This window comes from Hymenobacter terrigena (assembly GCF_054776515.1).
The window spans coordinates 1,677,876-1,693,956 of sequence record NZ_BAAHBU010000001.1; the positions used below are offsets into that span (position 1 = coordinate 1,677,876).

At 59.1% G+C, this 16,081-nt stretch carries 14 protein-coding genes; 5 read left to right on the top strand and 9 right to left on the bottom strand.

Annotated elements, in window-relative coordinates; translation table 11 throughout:
• Positions 1–67 precede the first annotated feature (67 nt).
• Positions 68–2,191, bottom strand: coding sequence for a transglycosylase domain-containing protein (locus ACYU7Q_RS06975; RefSeq protein ID WP_460608708.1), 2,124 nt, complete (start codon positions 2,189–2,191; stop codon positions 68–70).
• A gap of 175 nt (positions 2,192–2,366) precedes the next feature.
• On the opposite strand from ACYU7Q_RS06975, the gene purB reads away from it, so the two are divergent.
• From purB to ACYU7Q_RS06990, 3 genes are read left to right on the top strand one after another with little or no spacing between them, the layout of a single operon-like run.
• Positions 2,367–3,707: an adenylosuccinate lyase gene (purB, locus tag ACYU7Q_RS06980; protein WP_460608709.1), complete on the top strand. Its 1,341-nt coding sequence runs from the start codon at positions 2,367–2,369 to the stop codon at positions 3,705–3,707.
• Between the two features lie 42 nt (positions 3,708–3,749).
• Positions 3,750–5,432 (top strand): T9SS type A sorting domain-containing protein, encoded by a 1,683-nt coding sequence (locus ACYU7Q_RS06985; RefSeq protein ID WP_460608710.1) that lies wholly within the window; start codon positions 3,750–3,752, stop codon positions 5,430–5,432.
• Positions 5,433–5,492: 60 nt separating this feature from the next.
• Positions 5,493–7,259, top strand: coding sequence for a T9SS type A sorting domain-containing protein (locus ACYU7Q_RS06990; RefSeq protein ID WP_460608711.1), 1,767 nt, complete (start codon positions 5,493–5,495; stop codon positions 7,257–7,259).
• A gap of 76 nt (positions 7,260–7,335) precedes the next feature.
• Here ACYU7Q_RS06990 and ACYU7Q_RS06995 read toward each other — a convergent pair whose 3' ends face one another.
• Positions 7,336–7,929 carry a hypothetical protein gene (locus tag ACYU7Q_RS06995; RefSeq protein ID WP_460608712.1) on the bottom strand — a complete coding sequence of 198 codons (594 nt, stop codon included), beginning with the start codon at positions 7,927–7,929 and terminating at the stop codon, positions 7,336–7,338.
• A gap of 275 nt (positions 7,930–8,204) precedes the next feature.
• Between ACYU7Q_RS06995 and ACYU7Q_RS07000 the strand changes: the two genes are divergently transcribed.
• Entirely contained in the window at positions 8,205–8,690 is a 486-nt protein-coding gene (locus ACYU7Q_RS07000) for a DUF6252 domain-containing protein (RefSeq protein ID WP_460608713.1), read from the top strand.
• 104 nt (positions 8,691–8,794) lie between these two features.
• Positions 8,795–9,910 carry a glycosyltransferase family 9 protein gene (locus tag ACYU7Q_RS07005; RefSeq protein ID WP_460608714.1) on the top strand — a complete coding sequence of 372 codons (1,116 nt, stop codon included), beginning with the start codon at positions 8,795–8,797 and terminating at the stop codon, positions 9,908–9,910.
• A gap of 8 nt (positions 9,911–9,918) precedes the next feature.
• Here ACYU7Q_RS07005 and ACYU7Q_RS07010 read toward each other — a convergent pair whose 3' ends face one another.
• The 7 genes from ACYU7Q_RS07010 to ACYU7Q_RS07040 all read right to left on the bottom strand — a co-directional run.
• The gene (locus tag ACYU7Q_RS07010; RefSeq protein WP_460608715.1) at positions 9,919–10,335 is read right to left on the bottom strand and encodes a DUF1801 domain-containing protein; all 417 of its coding nucleotides are present in this window, start codon (positions 10,333–10,335) and stop codon (positions 9,919–9,921) included.
• 52 nt (positions 10,336–10,387) lie between these two features.
• On the bottom strand, positions 10,388–11,578 hold the full coding sequence (locus ACYU7Q_RS07015; RefSeq protein ID WP_460608716.1) for a glycosyltransferase: 1,191 nt from the start codon (positions 11,576–11,578) through the stop codon (positions 10,388–10,390).
• 57 nt (positions 11,579–11,635) lie between these two features.
• Positions 11,636–12,586: a glycosyltransferase family 2 protein gene (locus ACYU7Q_RS07020; RefSeq protein ID WP_460608717.1), complete on the bottom strand. Its 951-nt coding sequence runs from the start codon at positions 12,584–12,586 to the stop codon at positions 11,636–11,638.
• 19 nt (positions 12,587–12,605) lie between these two features.
• Positions 12,606–13,130, bottom strand: a complete 525-nt coding sequence (locus ACYU7Q_RS07025; RefSeq protein WP_460608718.1) for a DUF4199 domain-containing protein — start codon at positions 13,128–13,130, stop codon at positions 12,606–12,608.
• A gap of 41 nt (positions 13,131–13,171) precedes the next feature.
• Entirely contained in the window at positions 13,172–13,729 is a 558-nt protein-coding gene (locus tag ACYU7Q_RS07030; RefSeq protein WP_460608719.1) for a DUF4199 domain-containing protein, read from the bottom strand.
• 77 nt (positions 13,730–13,806) lie between these two features.
• Entirely contained in the window at positions 13,807–15,852 is a 2,046-nt protein-coding gene (locus ACYU7Q_RS07035; protein WP_460608720.1) for a BatA domain-containing protein, read from the bottom strand.
• A gap of 18 nt (positions 15,853–15,870) precedes the next feature.
• A partial coding sequence (locus ACYU7Q_RS07040) for a hypothetical protein (protein WP_460608721.1) occupies positions 15,871–16,081 on the bottom strand: 211 nt, incomplete at its 5' end.

Here is a 16,081-nt window from a genome sequence, read left to right on the forward strand (position 1 = left end):
GGCCGGCGCATGGCCATCAAAAAAGGCTGCCCCTTACGGAACAGCCTTTTTTTGATGGTAGTGGCGCTTACTTTGGGGCTTTGGCCGGCTCAGTATCCGGCGCGTTGGTGTTCACACCGGCATCAGGGGCGGCGCCGGTGTTCAGCAGGTCAATCAGGTTGAGGGGCTCAAACTGGCTCGAATCGGCCTGGGCGGTGGTGCGGGTGGTGTCGGGGCGGGCGGCGAAGGCCATGTACTGGCGGGCCGGGCCGCCGAGGTGCAGCGCGTAGGGCAGGCTTTCGCGGTCGTTGCTGGTGATGAGGCCGCGCGTGGCCATGATGTCGGCAATGAGGCGGAAGAAGTAGCGCGTGCTGCGGCGCAGGTCGCCGTAGGCATCAAAGGAATAGCGGGCGAACTTGGGCTTGGGGATGATGCTGGCCAGGTACAGGCTCTCGGGCAGGTTGAGCTCATCGGGGCGCTTGCCGTAGTAGAACAGGGCGGCGTCCTTCACGCCGTACACGCCGCGCTTGCCGCTGGGCCAGCGGTACTTGCTCGGGCCCCATTCGATGATGTTGAGGTAGACCTCGAACATGCGCTGCTTGCTGACGATGTGGGCATTTTCGAGCAGCCACACGATGAGGGCTTCCTCGGCCTTACGACCCACCGTTTTCTGGCGGCTCAGAAACACGTTTTTCACCAGCTGCATCGAAATGGTGCTGCCGCCCCGGGCAAAGCGCCGCTCCTTGATGTTCTGGATGGCCGATTTCACAAACGCCTGCTCCATGAAGCCGTGGTGCGAGAAAAAGCGCGGGTCCTCGGCCGTGGTAATGGCGTGGATGAGGTAGGGCGACACGTTGTTGTAGGGCACGAAGTCCGGGTTCGGCGGGCCCACGGCGAAGGTGCGCAGCGAGTCGCCTTTGTCGTTGTAAGCCGTGTACTGGAACGCCGTGTTCAGCTTATTCAGGTCTTCTTCGCCAAAACCCGTGATGTGGAAATTCTTGCCCCGCAGGCCCGAATCGAACTTCAGGCTATCCACGCGGGCCATGTCGAGGCTGGCATTGAGGTGGTAGGTGAGGGTGCCGGTGCCGGTGGTGCCGCGCACCTCATCGAAGATGCCGGTGGGCAGCGAGGAGAAGAAGTCGTTGGCCTGGGTTTCGGCCGATTTCACGCGGATGCTCACGGCGCGGCTGGGCTTCATCCGCACGCTGATTTCGGGGTAGAGCACCAGCTTGTTCACCGTAATCTGGCTGCCTTTTTCCAACGCCACGGTGCCGCGGCCCAGCGTGGCCACGAAGTCGAGGGAGCCGCGCTTCACTTCAATCTCGTTGGAGGCCAGCTTGGGATGGTAGAGGCTGAAGCCCCGCGCCGCCAGCGCGCCGTGCACCGTGAGGCGGCCGCCGGTATCATCGTCGTCAAAATCCTTGCTATCGAGCCGCACCTGCACCGTATCGAAGCTCACTAGCGCGCCGAAGCGGCGCGGCACGTAGGGCAGCTGCACAGAGCCACCCACCCCAAATACGCGCGCCGTAAGGGCATAGTCGCGGGGCTCGATGTGCCCGCTGATGCCCAATTCGTTCGACACCGAATCAATCGTGGCCGTGAGGCGGCCCGAGATGTCGCCGTCCTGAATCTTAAGCTGCGGCAGCGTCAGCAGGGCCGTGTGGTGCGGGCTGGCGTAGCTCACGTAGAAATTTGTAAAATTGGCCTCGCCGGGCACGTTGTCGAAGGCCGTTTCGAGGGCGCGGTTCAGCAGCAGGCCGTAGTTGGTGCCCTTGGTGGTGTCCTGCGGCACGGTGCTGGCCTTCTGCTTTTTGGCCAGAAAGCCGAAGTTGTCGGAAGTAGCCGTTTTGCGGGCCGTGAGGCGGGCCGTCATGATTTCAAGCCCGCTGAACACCGGCCGGCCGGCAAACAAAGAGCGCACGCTCAGGCTGGCCTGCAGCCGCTTGGCGGTGAGCAGCGTATCGGTCGGCGCAGCGCTGGGCACCAGGCTCATGCCCTGGATTTCAACGGTCTTGAAGCCCGCGAACCGGGCCGGCCCCAGCGTGAGAATCACCGGGTACTTGCGCTCAATCTTGGCTTTTACCTCTTTCAAGGCATAATCCAGCAGCTGCTGGCGCTTCCACTGAAACACGGCAAAAGCCAGCAGCAGCACTGCGGCCAAGCTGCTGGCAATGCCAATAAGAAGACGCTTGGTGGAGGGGGAAATGCGCACGGAAATCAATGAGGTGGTTGGCCTGGCCAACGCCAAAGGTAAGAACAACGAAAGTAGAGGGAATACGCGAGCCGACCCGGAAACGGCCACACCTCTTCCTTCTTAGGTAAGGAAGGGAGTTTTTCGTTCGAGCCCGCTCGTTCTAACCCGCTCGTTCGGCCCGTACTTTTGTCCCATGCCCAGCCCCCTCCTCGCCCTCTCGCCCCTCGATGGGCGCTACGCCCGTGCCACCGCCCCCCTGGCCACGCGCTTCTCCGAAATGGCCCTGATACGCTACCGCGTGCTGGTCGAAGTCGAGTATTTCATCGCCTTGGCCGAGCTCCCGCTGCCCCAGCTCGCGGGCGTGCCGGCGGAGGCTTTCGCACCGTTGCGCGACCTCTACGAGAACTTCACCGAAGCCAACGCCGAAGCCATCAAGGCCCACGAGGCCGTAACCAACCATGACGTAAAAGCCGTGGAATACTGGCTCCGCGAGGAGTTCACCACGCTCGGCCTAGGCGATTTTATTGAATTCATTCACTTCGGCCTCACGTCGCAGGACATCAACAACACAGCCATCCCGCTCAGCTTCCGCGATGCGCTGATGGGCGTGCTGCTGCCGGCCTACGCCCAGGTGCGCAATGCCCTGGCCGCCCGCGCCCAAGAGTGGCAGGCCGTGCCCATGCTGGCCCGCACGCACGGCCAGCCCGCCTCGCCCACGCGGCTGGGCAAGGAAATTGAGGTATTTGTGGCCCGGCTCGATGCGCAGGTGGCGCTGCTGGCCCAGGTGCCGTTTGGGGCAAAGTTTGGCGGGGCCACCGGCAACTTCAACGCGCACTATGTAGCCTACCCCGGCACCGACTGGCACGCCTTCGCCGCCACCTTCGTGAACGACCGGCTGGGTCTCTCCCGCTCCTTCCCCACCACCCAGATAGAGCACTACGACCACCTGGCCGCGCACTGCGACGCCCTCAAGCGCCTCAATACCATTCTGCTCGACTTGGCCCGCGACGTGTGGCAGTACATCTCGCTCGGCTACTTCAAGCAGACCATCAAGGCCGGTGAGGTGGGCTCGTCGGCCATGCCGCACAAGGTAAACCCCATCGATTTCGAGAATGCCGAGGGCAACTTCGGTGTGGCCAATGCCCTGCTGGAGCACTTTGCCGCCAAGCTGCCCATCTCCCGCCTCCAGCGCGACCTCACCGACTCCACGGTGCTGCGCAACCTGGGCGTGCCGCTGGGCCACATCCTGATTGCGCTGGGGGCCTTGCAGCGCGGCCTGGGCAAGCTGGCCTTGGATGAATCGGCACTACACCGCGACCTCGAAGCCAACTGGGCCGTGGTGGCCGAAGGCATCCAGACCATATTAAGAAGAGAGGCTTACCCCGACCCCTATAACGCCCTCAAAGCCCTCACCCGCACCGGCGAGGCCATTTCGGCCGCCAGCATCGGCGATTTTATTGATGGGCTGGCCGTGAGCGAGGACGTGAAAGCGGAGCTGCGCAGCATCACGCCCCACAGCTACGTGGGGCGGTAATCAAACTACATTCACACTGATTTCTACTCCACTTCAAAAAATATGCTTAACAAATTCTACCAAGCCACCATCCTATTCCTATTGTTAATGGTTACGAGTGCTTCATGGGCACAAAACTGGCAATGGGTGGCTACGCAAAGCCTAACCAGTACAGGCAGCTTCCTAGTTAACGGTACTGCAATTGATGCCTCGGGTAACATTATCGTGGCAGGGCAATTCAGCGGGACTATTACCCTCGGCAACCTGACACTAACCAGTTCGGGCAGCGGCGATTCAGATATATTTATTGCAAAGCTTAGCAGCACGGGCACCTGGATACAGGCCACCCGGGCAGGCGGCCCTGGCATTGACCTCGTCTACAGCTTGGCCGTGGATGGTGGCGGCAACGCAATTATTACGGGTCCTTTTCGCGGCCCAACTGTTACGTTTGGTGCCATTACCTTGGCCAATGCCAATAGCAGCGGCACCACCGACGACTTGTTTGTGGCACGATTAAGTCCAGCGGGTACTTGGATACAAGCGGTGCAGGCAGGTGGAGTTGGCAGCGACTTACCCAGTAAAATAGCCGTAGATGCCGTTGGCAATGCGACGGTTATTGGGACCGTTGGAGCGCCGTCAGCTCAATTTGGTGCCTCATTGCTCACCAGCGGTCCAGGATTGTTTGTGGCGCGGTTGTCGGCCACGGGCAATTGGACGCATGTGGCAAAAACGGGCAATGCAAGCGGTGACCTTGTGTACGGCCTGAGCCTTGCCAACAACGGAGATGCTTGGATAACAGGAGCTTTTTCTAGCCCTAACATCAGCTTTGGCGCTACTGTGCTAACAAATACCGACCCTACCGGGGCAACCTCCGATGCTTTCATTGCTCGGCTGACTGCTGCTGGAATCTGGGGGCAGTCTATAGGCTTCGGGGGCACGGCTAGTGAAGTGGGCGCGGCTATTCATGCCGACATCGCTGGCAATGTTACCATCGCTGGGTCTTTCCGTAGTCCCAGTTTAAGTTTCGGTAGTAACCGCTTAACAAATGCCGGGGCGACCAGTGGAACGGCCGATATTTTTGTGGCTCAGTACACAAATGCCGGGCTTTGGGCCCGTGCTGCCCAGGCCGGAGGCCCTGGTTCCGACGGTCCCTCCGCCCTTGAAGTCGATGGCAGCGGAAACGTCTTCGTAGCGGGTAGTTTTCGTGGACCTGCCGCCGGGTTTGGCCCTTTTTCACTGGTGAATAATGATGCCAGCGGTGCCACTACCGACATCTTTGTGGCTAGCCTGAACAACAACTACAACTGGACCCAAGCCATCCAGGCAAGTGGCAACAGCCTTACTTATAACGATGCCTGTACCAGTCTGGCCCTCACTGGCAACGGCGAGGCTGTTGCGGGGGGACGCTTCAATGGCACAGCGGCCACGTTTGGGTCGCTCACCTTTTCGCATCCTAATGGCTCCGGCTATGTAGCCCGGCTGGGTGGATTGGCTCTGGCCGCTAAGCCGGCCGCCATTGCCGTCCTTGCATTAATCCCTAACCCCGCGCATTCCGCCGTTAATTTTACGCTAGAGGCAGACCACTCATCGCGTAGCATCACAATCCTTAATTCGTTAGGCCGCCCCGTGCGCACCTTCCCCCTGCCCGCCCACGCCACCACCGCTACGCTCGACCTCGCCGGCCTCGCCCCCGGCCTCTACGTGGTGCGCTGCGGCGCGGCATCGGCCCGGCTCGTAGTCGAATAGCGTGGGTAGCCCCGGTTATGGCTTGTGTTTTTGATTCTATACAATTCCATTCCTTTCCCTATGCGCCCTTTCTACAAGCTCTTCCCCAATGCCTTCTGGTTGGCCGCTGCCCTGCTGGCGAGCCCAGCCCACGCCCAAACCGCTGCCTGGCAGTGGGGCCTGCAAACCCAGAACCCTACCCCCACCGATGGCACTATGGCCAATGGCAACGCCGTGGCTACAGATGCCGCCGGGCGGGTGTACGTGGGCGGCAGTTTTGGCGAAGACAATAACGGTACGGCCGTGGCAACCCGCACCCTGCCGGGAGCCGGCACGCTGGGACCGGGCCGGGGCGGCTTCGTGGCCCAGGCCACGCCCGCCGGGCAGTGGGCGTGGGCGGCAGCAATCACGTCGCAGGGCGCTGGCAGTGGTGGCCGGGCGCGGGCATCGGTGACGAGCGTAGCGGCCACCGCCGCCGGCGACGTGTACGCCACCGGCTACGTAGAAGGCACCGGCGTGCAGACTGGCAGCCTGTCGCGCGCGCTCGGCAGCGCGGGCCAGGCCGTTTTCGTGGCGCGGTTCAGCAGTGCCGGAGTGTGCCAGTGGCTGCTCACGGCCGACGGCATTTCCACGCTGCCCACCGTGGCCCTCGACCCAAGTACAGGCGGTGCGGTGGTGGCAGGCACTTACCACGGCAGCCCCAGCATTGGGGCAACCGCCCTGCCGCCCGGTACTTCGCCGAATGGCGAAGCCGTATTTGTGGCGCGCGTGAGTCCCTCCGGTCAATGGCTGGGCGCTGCCGGGGCCGCCGGCACAGCGGGAGTTATTTCGGGCCTGAATATGGCAGTAGGACCAGCCGGGCAGGTGGCCATTTCCAGCAGCCGTGGGGGCGGCACGCTCACCTTCGGGGCATACAGCGTTGCCACGCCAGCTTCCTTTGATGAAACCTATGTAGTGGCGCAGCTTAGCCCCACCAACCAGTGGCAGTGGGCCGTGGGTGGCACCACCGATTACAGCCAAACCATTGGCGTGGCCTACACCGCCACCGGAGCGCTGTGGGTCACGGGCCGCGGCACCGCCGGTACCATAATAGGGCCGCTTACGCTGGGCGCGGCGGGGCCGCCCGCAGCCAACACGTATTCGGGCTTTCTGGGCCAACTTTCGCCCGCCGGGCAGTGGGGCACGGCGCAGCAATTCACGCCCTCCGGGCCAGGCGTAGCTGCTTTTGGCACTGTGGCGGTAGATGCGGCCGGCAACGCGCTGGCCTTGGGCGGTATGGCCGCTATCAACGGCGCGGTGCAAACCACCGTCGGTGGCCAACTGCTCGCGGCTAGCAACCAGCGGCTGCTGTATTTCATTGCCGGCCTCAGCACCGGCGCCCAGTTGCGCTACGTGGCCACCGTGCCCGCGCCTACCCAATACTTCGGCCTCACACCCGTCGGCATTGCCCTGGATAGCAGTGGTGCGCTATACCTCACGGGGGGCTTCAGCGGAGGCCTTACCCTGGGGGCTAGCCAGTTGATGGGCAGCTACACGCCCAACGGCCCACCCGGCGGCGACGCCGTGGTGGGCAAGTTAGCCAATGCCACCGTCTTGGCCACCCGCGCCGCTACCAGCACCACTGCCTTGGCCTGCTTCCCCAACCCCGCCCGCACCGCCACCACGCTGCACCTGCCCGCCGCTGCCCAAGCCACCACCGCCACCTTGCGCGACGCTCTCGGCCGTAGCGTGCGCACCTACGCCATCCCCGCCTACGCCCCTTCCGCTCCGCTCGACCTCGTCGGTCTTACTCCCGGCCTCTACGTGGTGCGCTGCGGCGCGGCCGCCGGCCGGCTGGTGGTGGAATAGGAAATGGGTGGGCTGAGCTTGCATCTCCACCGCAATTGCCTGCCTTGCTAGCGCCAACTGTTTCCCGAGCGTTGGGTCAGGCCGGTGGTGTTTCCGCCGGCCCGCGCAGCAGTGTCTCCAACTCGGCCAGTTCGAAGGCCAGCACGCGCTGGCGCAGGTCCAGCACGGCCAGGGCGGCTTCGTCGTCGCGCAGTTGCTCGGGCGCATCGGACGCCCAGTAGCCCAGCACACGGCGCTGCCGTTCGTCGGCCGGCGCGGGGGCCAGCGAAGCCAGCAGGGCCGGCAGGGTTTGTAGCCGGAGGCGCACCTGACGCAGCCGCACCCGCAACTGCTCCTGCTGCTGGCCCAACCGCAAGGCCTGGTACTGGCACTCGCGCTGGCGCGCGGCCAACAAATCCCGCGTGGCGGCCTGCCCCGCCACCGTGGGCGTGGCCGCCGGTTCGGGGGCCGGGCCTTCGGGTGCAGGCACACCCAGCATCAGGGGCACGAGGCGCAGGGTGCTGGCCGCGGGCAGGCTGGCGCGGTCCAGCTCGTCCATTGAAAGGGTGGAGCGCGGCACTTGCAGGTAGTGGGCTAGCCATTCCTGCGTCAGGCCGTAGTGGGCGCGCAGCAGCTGGCCGGCCGTTTGGTGAGCCTTGGGACCAGTTTGGTGAGAGAATCGACGGGCCATTAGCGGCAGAGTAGAGTTCAAGGCATTGCCTTCGGTGGCAACCGTGGAGGAAATTTGGCAAAAGTCACCACAAAAAATAGTTTGCCAGTATGTTCTGGCAATAAAAATCTGGCAAAAAATATTGCCAGATTTTTATTGCCAGAAATTGTATCTTAGCCGGATGGGGACGGCATTATTTTTTCTTATTTGTCTCGTATTCATTTTTTATTCATCTATATTTGCTTGCATATTGCCAAGGTGAGTGCCTGGCTTTTTATCTTTTTTTTCTTTCTTTAATGTCCTTTCAATTACGTTCGTTTCGCGCCGTTGCTACCGTGCTGGCGTTTGCTTCCCTGGCTGCCTGCTCATCGAAAAAAGATGATGCTACCCCCACTCCCGCTGCTACCACCGGCGTAACTTACACCGTTGATGGTGGTGCCGTCACGGCGACAACTGCCGGGGCCACCGTTCTTGGCAACCAAGTTGTTGTTTCGGGGGTCAGCGGCACTAGCACGGCCAATAAAGGTGTTCTATTGACTTTGCCCAAGGCCACGGGCACCTATACCCTGTCGGCTACTTCCAACGAAACGGCCTCTTATCTGGCCAGCGGCAACTCCAGCGACATCTACGATTCCACTTCGGGCAGCATTGTAGTAAGCACCTACAGTGCTTCTACTACCGCTGGCGCTTCCAACATCGCCGGCACGTTTACCTTCACGGGCAAAAATTCCGCTGGTGCCACCAAAACGGTGACCAATGGTACGTTTAATGTAAAATACTAGCGCAAGCTTCATTTTTGCATAACCAAGCTGCCGCTGCCCACTGGGCAGCGGCAGCTTTTTTTGTGACCATAGGCCAACGTCACCTGTTACTTTTACCGCCTCATTTGCCCGCTCCCCGCCCCGTGCCCCAGCTCTCCGATACTGTTGTTTATGCCGACTGCCGCCACTTTCGCGGCGACCTGCCCTGCCGCCCCAACAAAACCCACGGCTACGTGTGCGACGGCTGCCCGGTGTACTCGCCCGTCAGCCAGCGCATCCTCATCATCAAACTCGGGGCCATTGGCGACGTCATCCGGACCACGCCGCTGTTGCGCCGCCTGCGCCAGGAGCGGCCTGGCTGCGCCATCACCTGGCTCACGCTCACGCCCGCCATTCTGCCCCAGGGTGAGATTGAGGAAATTCTGAAGTTTGACTTTGCCAGCGCCCTGCAGCTACAGGCCCGCGAGTTCGACGTGGTCATCAACCTCGACAAGGAAAAAGAGGCCTGCGCCCTACTCAACACCGTTCAGGCCAAAGAGAAATTTGGCTACGCCCTGCGCCCGCACGACGGTGTGGCCTGGCCCGTAAACGAACTGGCCGCGCACAAGTACCTCACCGGCATCTTCGACCAGGTGAGCCAAGCCAACACCAAGCCCTACGTGCAGGAAATCTTCGAGCTCTGCGGCTTCGATTTCCGGGGCGAAGAATACGTCTTCGACACCCACGACGATAAAGGCTATGATTGGAGCGCCCTGCCCGCCACAACTCCCCGCATCGGCCTGAACACCGGCTGCGGCGACCGCTGGACTACCCGCCTCTGGAGCACCGCCAAGTGGATTGAGTTGATAACCGGCCTGCAAGCCGTCGGCTACACGCCCGTGCTGCTGGGCGGCGAGGCCGAAGATGCCCGCAACCGTGAGCTGCACGCCGCCACCGGCGCCGCCTACCTCGGCACCTTCCCCCTCCCCCAGTTTATCAACCTCATGAACCAGATGAACGGCATTGTGACGCAGGTGACGATGGGCATGCACATCAGTATCGCCCTGCGCAAGCCTACCATCTTGATGAACAACATCTTCAACCCGCACGAATTTGACCTCTACGGCCGCGGCCAGCTCGTGCAACCCAACCGCGAGTGCGTGTGCTTCTACCGCGGCACCTGCCGCCTGGGCACCAGCTGTATGGAAGACCTGCCGGCCGCCAAAGTGTTGCAAGCCGTACGCGAAAGCGTGCCGCTGTAGTCAGTCGCTCAGCTTTTCGCGCGCGATGCACTGCGCACCGCCTGCATCTGCGCCAGGAAATCGGCCATCGGCGTGGCGGCAATGACATCGGCCAGCGCCGCTAGCGGCAACCCGTCGATGCGTTTGAAATTGAGGCAGCCCTTGCCCATTTTCAGCTCGGGCGCAGCGGCCAGCAGCCGCTCGCGCAGGCCGGGCATCAGGTACACGGGTATCAGGTGCAGGCTGAGGTAGCTTTTCTGATTGGCCAGGGCCAGGCACATTTCCTTGCCCGCCCGAAACTCCAGATACTTCCGGCCCACGTGCTCGGTGTAGCCGGCCGGCACGGCGGCGCGCACCATTTCCCACACCTGCCGCGCCGGCCCCTTCCGCTCAGCTGGCAGGGCAGCGATAAAATCTTCAAAACTCAATGCAGTTGCAGTACTCATAGGCGGTGCTAACTAATTTTTTTGGCAAATTAGTTAGCCCGTCGCTTTTCACCTAATCGGTATTCAATCCCGCCACTTCTTTCAGCGCCTCCACCATCACCGGCCACGAAAACTGCTTTTTCTGTTCCCGAACGCCAGCAGTAAAAGCACTTTCCCGCTTCTGCGCATAGAAATCTACCACCGCTTCGGCAATGGTGGCCGGCGTGGGCGGCACCACGTAGCCTACCACGCCATCGGGGATTGATTCGGCCAGCCCGCCCACGTCCGTTACCAGCATAGGCCGCTCAAAGTGATACGCTATTTGCGACACCCCGCTTTGCGTGGCATTTTTATAGGGCTGCACAATTAAATCGGCGGCGCAGAAATAGTCCACTACTTTTTCATTCGGAATAAAATCCGTCGCCCGAATAATTCGGTCTTCTAATTGATGGCGCCGAATTAATTCCTCATACGGCGCGGCACCTTCGTAAAATTCACCGGCAATAATTAATTTAATGGGTAGTGCTGCCAGGCGTTTATCTGACATAGCCTCCAGCATTATATCCAAGCCTTTATACGCCCGGATAAACCCAAAAAACAACAGATAACCCGTTGTACCCGGCAGTTGCAGCGCCGCCAAAGCATCGGCTTTCGATTTCAACGGGCCGAAATTATCGTACAACGGATGCGGTCGATATAGCGCCGGTTTCCGCCCAAAACCTAGATTCTGCAAATCCTGCAGCACGCTACGGCTCATGGTCACAAATCCATCGCAGGCGCTCAGGAAATAACGCGTCAGTGGCCCATCCCCGGGCCGCTTCTCGTGCGGAATTACATTGTCGGTAATCGCAACCACGCGGGTGTGTCCGTTGCCACGCACCAGCCGCGCCACCGTGCCCAGCGCCGGCCCCATAAACGGCAGCCAGAACCGGAAAATAACCAAATCTGGCCGCTCCGCCCGCAATTTCCGTCCCACCCGCACCCACGATAACGGGTTAACGGAGTTCAAGCTGACTTCAATATCCAAATCTGCTGGCCCCGCTTCGGTGCTAAACTGCGTCTGGCCCGGAAACAAAAAGTCCGGGTATTGCAGCGAAAATGTCACAATTCGCACCTCATCGCCGGCCTCCCGAAATGCCCGTGCCAGCCGCTCATTATACGTCGCCAGCCCGCCGCGCAACGGGTACGCCGGCCCAATAATTACAACTTTCATAAGCGGTGTGTCATCCGGAGCGCAGCGAAAGACCTTATTACGTTTGAACAACTTGCTCTGACGTAATAAGGTCCTTCGCTGCGCTCCGGATGACCTGATTTACATTAATTAATTCAGTCTTTCCCGCACCAGATAATCGTCGCGCTTCGGTCCGTTCAACTGAATCATTTCACCCAGAAAACCAGCCACAAATAACAGCACGCCCACAATTACCGCCGTCAGTGCCAGAAAAAACAATGGCTGTTCCGTCACTTGCCGCGCCTTCAGATTATGCAGCGACAGCCACACTTTCTCGCCCGTCAGCCACAGCGTAATCAGCAAGCCGAGCAAAAACGACAGCGTGCCCAGCGTCCCAAAAAAGTGCATCGGAGCCCGTCGGAACCGCCCCACAAACGTGATGCTCATCAAATCCAGAAACCCGAAAATGAAGCGCTCCAGCCCAAATTTCGTCACGCCGTATTTGCGTTCCTGGTGCTGCACCACCTTCTCCCCAATCTTGCGAAAGCCGTTCCATTTCGCAATTACCGGGATATAGCGGTGCATCTCGCCATATACCTCAATGCTCTTCACCACCCGCGAATCGTACGATTTCAGTCCGCAGTTAAAGTCGTGCAGCTGAATGCCCGACATGGCCCGCGTCGCGCCATTAAATAGCTTGGTCGGAATCGTTTTTGACAACGGGTCGAACCGCTTCTGTTTCCAGCCGCTCACCAGGTCGAATTTATCCTCCGTAATCATGCGGTACAGTTCCGGCAGTTCCTCCGGCGAGTCCTGTAGGTCGGCATCCATGGTGCACACCACCCGCCCGCGCGTGGCCTCAAATCCCACGTTCAGCGCCGCCGATTTGCCGTAGTTGCGGTTGAAGCGAATGCCCCGCAACGTGGCATCATCCGCCGCCAGTGCCTCAATCACAGCCCAGGAATCGTCTGTCGAGCCGTCGTCAATCAGGATTACCTCGTAGGTCAGCCCGCGTGCTACCAACACCCGCGCAATCCAGCGCGTGAGTTCTGGCAACGATTCTGCTTCGTTCAGCAGCGGAATCACGATGGAGATTTCCACCGGAAAAGAAGCATTCGACTTATTCAAATTCAGGTTTGGAATGTTTCGTAAACGCCGACACGATGAGCGCAATCAGCAGCCCGCCCAGCACCGAGCCCACGATGCCGAAGAGTATCATCCAGCCCGTCGTGCTGAACTTTTGCATCATCGCAACGCCCTGGTCAATCTGCTCATCGGTCATGCCGCCCTTGGCTTCCATGTTGGCACGGGCCGTATCGGCCATCCGGCCCATGTATTCCGGGTCAATAAATTTCATGTACAGCACGCTGAATGCCGTTGAAATCACGCCCGAAACGCCGCTCATAAATGCGCCGATTCCGAGCCCTTCCGAGTAATTCATGAACCCGCTATTGGCCTGTTTATACGTCTTGTGCGCCATCACCATGGCCCCAATCAGAATAACCAATCCCAGCCACCGCGCCGGCGACTGGTCGGTGTGGGTAACGAAGAGGATAAATGAGAAAATGACGCTTACCAGCCCCGTCAGCAGGCCATAGCGTAAAGCAACCGATGTGGTCGTAACCGGAGTAGCATTTGTTTCCATTGGAACTTGGGGTAAAGTGAACCGAAAGGTAATCGGAATAATTATTCCCGCAGAAAAATTCCGGCCGGAATTGCCAGCACGAGGCCCAGCAACAGCACCTGCGTGAAATTGCTGATGGCCATATCGCCCACAGTCAGGTTAGCTACGTTGCGCACCTGCTGTTGCTGCACCTGTTCGCTCAGTTGCGCTTTGGGGTTTTCACGCTGCTGGGCGCGCACGATTTCCAGTACCTCTGCCCGGTGCCGGGCCAGTGCCGATTCACCGGCCCCGTGCGCCAGCCCAATCAGGCTGCTCATCGAAATAAGCGCCGCAATCAGCACCGTTAAAACACCTACACCCAACGAACGGCCCAGCCCGGGCCGGTGCGGCCGCAACTGCCGCCGGAGCATCCATTCGCTCGCCACAGCGGCCAATGGCACCAGCAGTTGCGCCAGCAATTGCTTCGGTCCGAAACCATTGCTGCCCGTCATCTGCAAGCCTGCCATCCACAAAGCGCAGGCGAGCCCAGCCCCTACCCCAAACCGTAGCGCCAGCCGGAGCACTAGCCCCGTAGCCTCGTCGGGCTCAGTCGTATTTGGTTTTTCAGAAGCATCAGCCATAAATCGCGCAACAAATTAAAGCGGCAAGATACGGCCTGCAGCCCCGCCGCCGAGGCTTACTGCCTAGAACAACACCATTAGGCCGCTACGGCAGCCTGCTTTGTGCCTACTGTCCGCTTGCCAAATCGCACCAGCAATACCTCGGCTAGCAGCGCTAGTAGCGCCAGTGCCAAAAAGTAGCGCCACAGCGGCGTGCCCGTCTGCTCATCCCGGAATTTCGCCAAGCCTGCCCCGGCGCTCTCATCCTCCACCACCCGCACGTTAGGCCGGTTCGGCCCCACAAGCTGCCGCAGCTCCTCCGCCGAATATGCTGCCAGCTCTGATTCGCGCTTATCTTGGTTAAACGCCAACGTAGTCAGTACCTTGCCCTGCTGCTGCACCTGATAAAATCCTGCTTCATTCATGCCTTGCGGCAATTCCAGGCGTATTTCCTGCCCCACCACCCGCTGCCCCGGGATGAGCGTCAGGCTATCCTTCACCAACTTCAAATTCGCTGCATCTGCTGGTCCACCCGCTTTTTCAGGCGTCGGTGGCAGTTGCAAGCTCACTGCTTCCTGCGTCAACCGATAGGCCGGCAATTGCTCATTTTTATAGCTGAGCATAGCCATTCGGTACATCACCGGCACATATAGCGACTGAGTCGTGAAATCAGAATATTCTTTCGCAAAAGGTGCTGAAAATACATATACCTGTCCAGCGCCACTCGCAAAACTTGCTAAATAGCTCTCCCCATCCCTTAGCCGCAAAATATCCGTCCCCGTCCGCGACCAGCGCAATACGGGTGCCGCCCGTGGCATTGTCACCGCCCGTGTCTGGGCCCCAAATACATCCCGAAAAAACGGTTCCTGCGCACTAGGCATGGCAACTTCGCGTAACTCTGGCGTTGCCCCGATTTCCTCCCATTGCACCGTCCCCAATCCCAATTCCCGAAACAGTTGCTCATAAGATGCGCGGGCTGCTTTATTCGCCGTCGGCACTATTACTACGCTGCCGCCACGTTTCACTATTCCCCGTATCCCATCCCTCAAACCAGCATCCAGCGCAGCCGCCTCACTCAACAATACCATATTAGTATGCCGCATTGCCGCATAATCAATATTTTGCACCTTCGAGAAGCTGTAATTGAACAGCGGCTCATTGGCATATAATTGTTGGGCCACTGGCTCCTGCCCAATCTCCAAAACGTGGATAATGGCCGCCGGCTGTAGCGTAAAGTAGAAGGTGTTATCGAATGTCACAGGCACATCTTCGGTCACCACCCGCCCTAAAGCCAATTTCTCATTCTCCAGTTGCAGTTGCACAACTGAGGTCACCGTCTGCCCCGCTCCCACTGTCACCCGAAACGCAGCTACTTGGCGGCTCCCTAAAAACACCTTCACCGGGCAATCAGTCACTGCAACAGTCCCCCCGTTTCTCAACTGCACATGCATTCCGACATTGGTGTGCACCCGCAACAAAGCATCATCTGTCCAGATTGTATCTACATAAATATTACCTACAGATTGCCCCTTTAAAGGCACCAATACTATTTCCCGGCTTTTTGGCAGTTTGCTGAGCACCGCACTCGAAAACGCATTTTTCTGAAAGTCGGAAAATAAAAACAGCGAATTACCATTTCCCTGCCCATCACCAATTATGCGTTCATTGATAAGCCCCGTTCTCACCGCCGGACGGATTTCATCTAATTTATTATTATAAACGGCTTTGGATAATAAGCCAGGCCCTGCATTTAACAGTCGCAACTGTCCTCCCGCTCTCTCACCAAGTTGCCGTGCTTCGCCAATTGCTTTGCCCAATAACGAACCATCCGTCGCATCAGCTACCTGCATACTCAAAGAATTATCCACCAACACATCAATTCCAGCAATACTTCTTTTTGCCTTAGCCGGAATAAATGGCTGACAAAACACAAACACTAAAGCTACTAAAGCTGCCACGCGAGCAAGTAAAATCAGTAGCTGTTGCACCTTCCGGTGCCGTGTTGCCACTAGTTCAACCTGTCTAATGACTGCAGTATTAGTGAATACCACTCGTTGTGGCCGCCGCAATTGCAACAGGTGTATAATAATAGGTACCGCAACAGCAAGTAAACCTAACAAAAACCACGGATGCAACAATTGCATTTGTATAGAAGGAAATGCCTATGATATTAAACCAGCAACTACTCGCGAGTCACAAATATTGCAACTTAAATAACATTCGTATTCAAAAATACAGTATTTATAGTTCAGCACGACGTAAAGCAAAAATCCCTCTTGGTTGCTGGCGAAAGCATCCAAGAGGGATTCTCCTTGTAAAAGGTTGGCGGCGACCGACTCTCCCACCGGTGAAGGCAGTACCATAGGCGCACCG

Excerpts from the sequence above, each read along its gene's own strand:
- purB (WP_460608709.1), top strand. The coding sequence starts at position 2,367 with ATGCCCAGCCCCCTCCTCGCCCTCTCGCCCCTCGATGGGCGCTACGCC.
- ACYU7Q_RS06985 (WP_460608710.1), top strand. The coding sequence starts at position 3,750 with ATGCTTAACAAATTCTACCAAGCCACCATCCTATTCCTATTGTTAATG.
- ACYU7Q_RS06990 (WP_460608711.1), top strand. The coding sequence starts at position 5,493 with ATGCGCCCTTTCTACAAGCTCTTCCCCAATGCCTTCTGGTTGGCCGCT.
- ACYU7Q_RS06995 (WP_460608712.1), bottom strand. The coding sequence starts at position 7,929 with ATGGCCCGTCGATTCTCTCACCAAACTGGTCCCAAGGCTCACCAAACG.
- ACYU7Q_RS07000 (WP_460608713.1), top strand. The coding sequence starts at position 8,205 with ATGTCCTTTCAATTACGTTCGTTTCGCGCCGTTGCTACCGTGCTGGCG.
- ACYU7Q_RS07010 (WP_460608715.1), bottom strand. The coding sequence starts at position 10,335 with ATGAGTACTGCAACTGCATTGAGTTTTGAAGATTTTATCGCTGCCCTG.
- ACYU7Q_RS07025 (WP_460608718.1), bottom strand. The coding sequence starts at position 13,130 with ATGGAAACAAATGCTACTCCGGTTACGACCACATCGGTTGCTTTACGC.
- ACYU7Q_RS07030 (WP_460608719.1), bottom strand. The coding sequence starts at position 13,729 with ATGGCTGATGCTTCTGAAAAACCAAATACGACTGAGCCCGACGAGGCT.
- ACYU7Q_RS07035 (WP_460608720.1), bottom strand. The coding sequence starts at position 15,852 with ATGCAATTGTTGCATCCGTGGTTTTTGTTAGGTTTACTTGCTGTTGCG.